This is a genomic window from Caballeronia choica (assembly GCF_001544535.1).
Classification (GTDB): domain Bacteria; phylum Pseudomonadota; class Gammaproteobacteria; order Burkholderiales; family Burkholderiaceae; genus Caballeronia; species Caballeronia choica.
Genome location: NZ_FCON02000287.1, coordinates 1 through 5,328, shown reverse-complemented (window position 1 = coordinate 5,328; position 5,328 = coordinate 1). Strand labels below are relative to the sequence as shown.

3 protein-coding genes and 1 pseudogene are annotated in these 5,328 nt (G+C 62.5%); all 4 read left to right on the top strand.

Translation table 11 applies throughout. From position 1 onward, the window contains the following. Positions 1-1,493 (top strand): annotated as a pseudogene (locus AWB68_RS42430) (glycosyl transferase family 51); the annotation flags it as partial. Between the two features lie 348 nt (positions 1,494-1,841). Next, on the top strand, positions 1,842-3,176 hold the full coding sequence (locus AWB68_RS42425) for a DUF3300 domain-containing protein (protein ID WP_087650105.1): 1,335 nt from the start codon (positions 1,842-1,844) through the stop codon (positions 3,174-3,176). Between the two features lie 12 nt (positions 3,177-3,188). Further along, the gene (locus AWB68_RS42420) at positions 3,189-4,118 is read left to right on the top strand and encodes a DUF2950 domain-containing protein (protein WP_087650104.1); all 930 of its coding nucleotides are present in this window, start codon (positions 3,189-3,191) and stop codon (positions 4,116-4,118) included. Positions 4,119-4,704: 586 nt separating this feature from the next. Continuing rightward, positions 4,705-4,974, top strand: a complete 270-nt coding sequence (locus tag AWB68_RS42415; protein WP_087650103.1) for a hypothetical protein — start codon at positions 4,705-4,707, stop codon at positions 4,972-4,974. Positions 4,975-5,328: the final 354 nt, after the last annotated feature.

The following is a 5,328-nucleotide window of genomic DNA, read 5'->3' as shown; positions in this document are numbered from 1 at the left end:
AACTGCGCGCTGTGAAGCCCGACAAGCTGGACGCGCTCACGTACTGGGCGCTCGATTATCTTTCGCGCACGCCGGACCGGTCGCTGCGCGCGATGCTCGATGCCGCAATCGAACGCAAGTATTCCGCGAGTCCGGGCGAGACGTTCTACACGGGCGGCGGTGCACAGACGTTCAACAACTTCGAAGCGACTGACAATAGCCGCATCCTCACCGTCCATCGCGCGTTCCAGCATTCGGTGAACCTCGTGTTCGTGCGCATGATGCGCGACATCGTGCACTACGAGATGATCCAGACCGTGGGACCGCAATCGCAATGGCTCGACGATCCCGCGGCACGCCATCTCTATCTCACGCGCTTCGCCGACCAGGAAAGCCGGGTGTACATGGGCCGCTTCTACAAGAAATATCACGGCCGTTCGACCGACGAAGCGCTCGCCATCATGCTGCGCAGTGTGCGCAAGTCGCCGCCCAAGATCGCGACCGTGTTGCGCAGCGTGAACCCCGACGAGTCGCAGGAGTGGTTCGACACGCGGATGCGCGCCGCACTGAAGGGCACGCCGGCGGAGTGGCTCTCGTCCGAGGACCTCGCGAACCTCTACGCGAAGTACGGCGTCGAGAAGTTCAACCTGAACGATCGCGGCTATATCGCGAGTGTCCATCCGCTCGAACTGTGGACCGTGAACTACCTGCGCAACCATCCGCTCGCGAGTGTCGACGATATTCAGGAAGCGAGCCGCGACGTGCGCGCCACCACGTATTCGTGGCTTTTCAAGACGCGTTATCACGCAACGCAAGACCGGCGCATAAAAAGAATGATCGAAGCGGAAGCCTTCGTGCAGATAGGCAAGTCGTGGCGCGCGCTGGGCTATCCGTTCGCGTCGCTCACGCCATCGTATGCGACGGCTGTCGGGGCGTCGGGCGACCGGCCAGCCGCGCTCGCGCAATTGATCGGCACCATTGCGAATGACGGCAAGACACTGCCGACGCAGAGCATCGCCACGCTGGAGTTTGCGAAGGACACGCCTTACGAGACGCGCTTCGCTCACGCGGCGACCGCGCCGCGCGCGGTCCTCTCACCGGAAATCTGCGATGTGGTTCATCAACTGTTGCGCGACGTCGTGCTCGGCGGAACCGCCAAGCGCCTCGCCGACGGCATCACGTTGCCCGACGGCCGGAGGCTCGACGTATATGGCAAGACCGGAACCGGCGACCAGCGCTTGAATGTCTTCGCGCGGGGTGCGCGTCTGATCGAGTCGCGCAAGGTCAACAGGACCGCGACGTTCGTCTTCGTGATCGGCGATCGCTTCTTCGGCACGCTGACCGCCTACGTGCACGAGCCGTATGCGGCGCGCTACGATTTCACGAGCGCTTTGTCGGTACAGTTGCTGAAGTCGCTCACGCCGGCGCTGCAGACTCTGCTGGGCGACGGTGATTCAGCGACGCTTGCGTCGCCGGCAGAGAGAAGTGACGAGCAGGTGTCTGATATTCGCTAGTTGCATTGCCATGCAAGTGGCACTGATGAGCCGCAACGCTCTGGTCTATATCGTGGTGGTCAATCATCACTCGTTGATAGGGTGGCTGCCGCCGCGGGCGAACGATTGGGGAAGGCGTGGCTTTCTTGACGGGGCACCAACCGCGTCCGCGAAGGACGGTCGCATTGTAAGTAACAGGTACTACGATAGAAAAGCTGGAGCGTCGTTCGAGCAGGATCACGCTGGCGTAGCAAACGGTCGGGATTGAATTTCTCTCGGACGTTCTGCTTCTGCGGGGCCGTCGCCTGGTTGCGTGACTTTTTCGAGCGCATCGCTTTCCGCGTCAACAAGCTGCCGCAAGGAGGGGCCATGACTCACTGGAACGAGCGATCGGCAAAAGCAGTTCTCATGTGGCTGCTTTTGCCAATGATCATTCAGGCATGTGCGGAGCACGGTCCCGAGAGTTCGGTACAGGGCCCCGCACAGTCGCCAGCACAACTCCCCGCACAGACGCCTCCGCAGGCCCCCGCACAGGGCTCTGCACAGAGCCCGAACCCCGCGCCATTCGCGCCAGAGGAACTCGAGGCCCTGGTCGCTCCGATCGCGCTCTACCCGGACTCCGTGCTGTCGCAGGTGCTGATGGCGTCGACCTATCCGCTGGAGATCGTGCACGCGGCGCGCTGGGTAAAAGCGAATCCCAGCGTGAAGGGCGATGCCGCCGTGAAGGCCGTGGAGAATCAGCCTTGGGACACCAGCGTGAAATCGCTGGTGGCGTTCCCGCAGATACTCGAGCCGATGAGCGACAAGCTCGACTGGACGCAGCGGCTCGGAGACGCTTTTCTTGCACAGCAAAAAGAGGTCTTCGCTGCGGTGCAGCGGTTGCGGGCACGCGCGCAGGAATCGGGCAACCTGAAATCGAACGAGCAGCAGAAGGTCATAGTCGAGCCCGCACCGGCGGCCGGCCAGACCACCACGATCGTGCGCATCGAACCCGCAAATCCGGAAGTGATCTATGTGCCAGCCTACAACCCGACGGTTGTCTATGGTGGGTGGGGCTATCCGGCTTATCCACCAACCTATTGGCCTCCGTATCCCGCCTATTACCCCGGTTACTATCCCGGCGCAGCCCTTGCGACAGGCATCGCCTGGGGCATTGGGCTTGCTGCAGCCGGTGCGATCTTCAGCAATTGCAACTGGGGCGGTGGCGACGTCAACATCAACGTGGACAGGGCCGCGAACATCAATCGAAACTTCGATCGCAGCAAAGTCCAGGGGCAGGGCGGTCGCTGGCAGCATGACGCAGGGCATCGCCAGGGCGTTGCCTATCGTGACAATGCCACGCGCAACAAGTTTGCCGGGCAGACGCCGGGTGCCGACGGGCGTTCCCAGTATCGCGGGCGTGGTACCGATACAGGTACGCGGGGAGGCGCCGGGAATCGTGCATCCGTCAACGATCGATCCGCCGGCGGTGCTTCAAATCGCGGCACCCCCAGTGATGTGAACCGCGTCAGTGGCGGCAACCGGGGTGGTTCCAGTGGTGGCGGTCGCGACGCCGCGTTCTCCGGCGTAGGAGGGGGCGGCGCCGCTTCGCAGCACAACTTCGACCGGGGCAGATCGAGCATGCAGGGCTCAGGCTTTAACCGGCCCGCCGGTGGTGCAGGCGGTGGCATGCGCGGCGGCGGACGCGGCGGCGGCAGGCGTTGAGGAGAGACGACCATGAATTTCCAGTCACGCGTTTTCAGGAAGTGGATGACGCCCGTACTCGCGAACGTCGCTGCTGCCGCTGTCCTGTCGGTCGGCATGACGACTCCCGGTTATGCGCAAAAGACCTTCAGCTCTCCCGAGGCGGCGATGAACGCCTTCGGCGACGCCGTCGTGAAAGACCGCGAAGACATGTTGCGCACCATCTTCGGCAATAACTTCAGGGACCTGATTCCGCCCGTCGACGCGCCGGTGCGTGAGACGTTCATCGCGGAATGGGCCAAGTCCCATGCGGTCAAGCCGACCGACTCGAGACATGCGCAAATTGCCGTCGGCGACGAGGGCTGGACGTTCCCGATTCCGCTCGTCAAGACCGATCAAGGCTGGCACTTCGATACACGCGCGGGCGCCGAGGATATGCGATTGCGGCGCATCGGGCGCAATGAACTGGCGGTCATCCAGAGCATGCTCGCGATCTACGATGCGCAACGCGAATATGCGCAAACCAACCACGACGGCGAGGGCGTGCTTGCCTATGCGTCGAGGATGGTGAGCACGTCGGGCAAACACGACGGTTTGTACTGGCCTGCCGGGCCGGACGACACGCAAAGTCCGCTGGGCGAAGCGTTCGTCGATGCCAGCTCGCGCAATGCCCAGAATGCCGGCTACTATGGGTACCACTACAAGCTGCTCGAGTCACAAGGGCCACACGCGCCCGGTGGTGCCTACGATTACGTCGTTCGAGGCAAGCTCTTCGGCGGATTTGCCGTCATCGCCTGGCCGGTGAAGTACGGAGACACCGGGATCAAGAGTTTCATGGTGAGCCATGCGGGGCAGGTCTATGAGCGAGACCTGGGACCGCAGAGTGCGGCGAAGGCGGAGGCCACGAAGTCGTTTGACCCGGGACCGGGCTGGATCAAGGTGCCCGATCGCGACAGCCAGTAAGCACCCTTCGTCGGAGCGAGCGCCAGAGATGTTGAAAAAAAAGCCCGCGCGCGGCGGGCATGAAACCATATCTGAATAGACATGGAGGAGATCTGATTAGAATAAACCTTTGCGGCGCCCGTCCAAGCGTTTACGACGCCTTGCCGCATAGCTCATAACGCTCAATCACGTGCACGAATTAAGCGTGACGGTTTCCATTCGGCCCGACTTCCGAAGCTCCAACTCTGGGGCGAACCGCTCCCTACGACTAACGGGGCGACGTGATGTGTCGAGCGCACTGGGTTTGACAGGAACGTGCAGCCGACAGGGCTTACCACGAGAGCGCGTGGCTGTCGCATCCGCGCGATTCCATTCACCGATAGGCAGTGCGGTCGATGACCCTCTTGGTAATCGCGAGGTCAAGAAGCATCGTGGCGATATCGGTCCCATGCCGTCCCGGCGGCGCTGATTCGTGCCATCATGCGCCGGGCTAATGTAAGCTTGCTTTTGTCGCACAAGGCTTCCTGGGTCTGACTCTCGACGAGCATGAGGGCGGCTTGGCGCGATAGCTGACCGTCGTTTCAACCAAGCACGGAGGAGCGTGAAAATGAGCGAATCAAGAAACGGACGCTGGAGGCGGACAGGGGCTATGCTGGCCGCAGCAGGACTCCTGGCGCTATCGGGCTCGGCTCTCGCCACCAACCAGTCACAACAGCGCCAACAAGGCCGAAACGCAAACCAGTCTGCCAAACACGAAGCGCGCACGGGCAAGGTCGATTGCCGGGCAGCTAACGAGAAGAGCAACTCCCAGTGCCGGCACGAAAAGCGCGATACGAAGCAGGAAGGCCGTCAGCAAAAGCGGGACATCAAGTACTGACGGGGAGCGCGCGGTCGAATGTCGTGCCCGCCGGTAGCGGGGCACGCGTTGTCCGCCCGGCGACCCTCGTAGCGGACGTGCCCGTTTCGCCTCGTGCAACGCCGCAATGTGCTGCCTCTCTTTTCGCGCAGACCGTGTCGCGACATCGAGGCAGCCGCGGTCTGGCGTCTTGCGATCGGCGGGTTCACGTGCGGGAGATGCCCGGCGACACACAGTCGTGGGAGACTCCGCAGCGAAGGGAAGTCATCTGCCGCGCACTGTCCTCTTTTCCTCGCCAATGAACAACTGGCGCGGACGGCCGATCTTCTGTTCCGGATCGGCGATCATCTCGTTCCACTGCGCGATCCAGCCGAC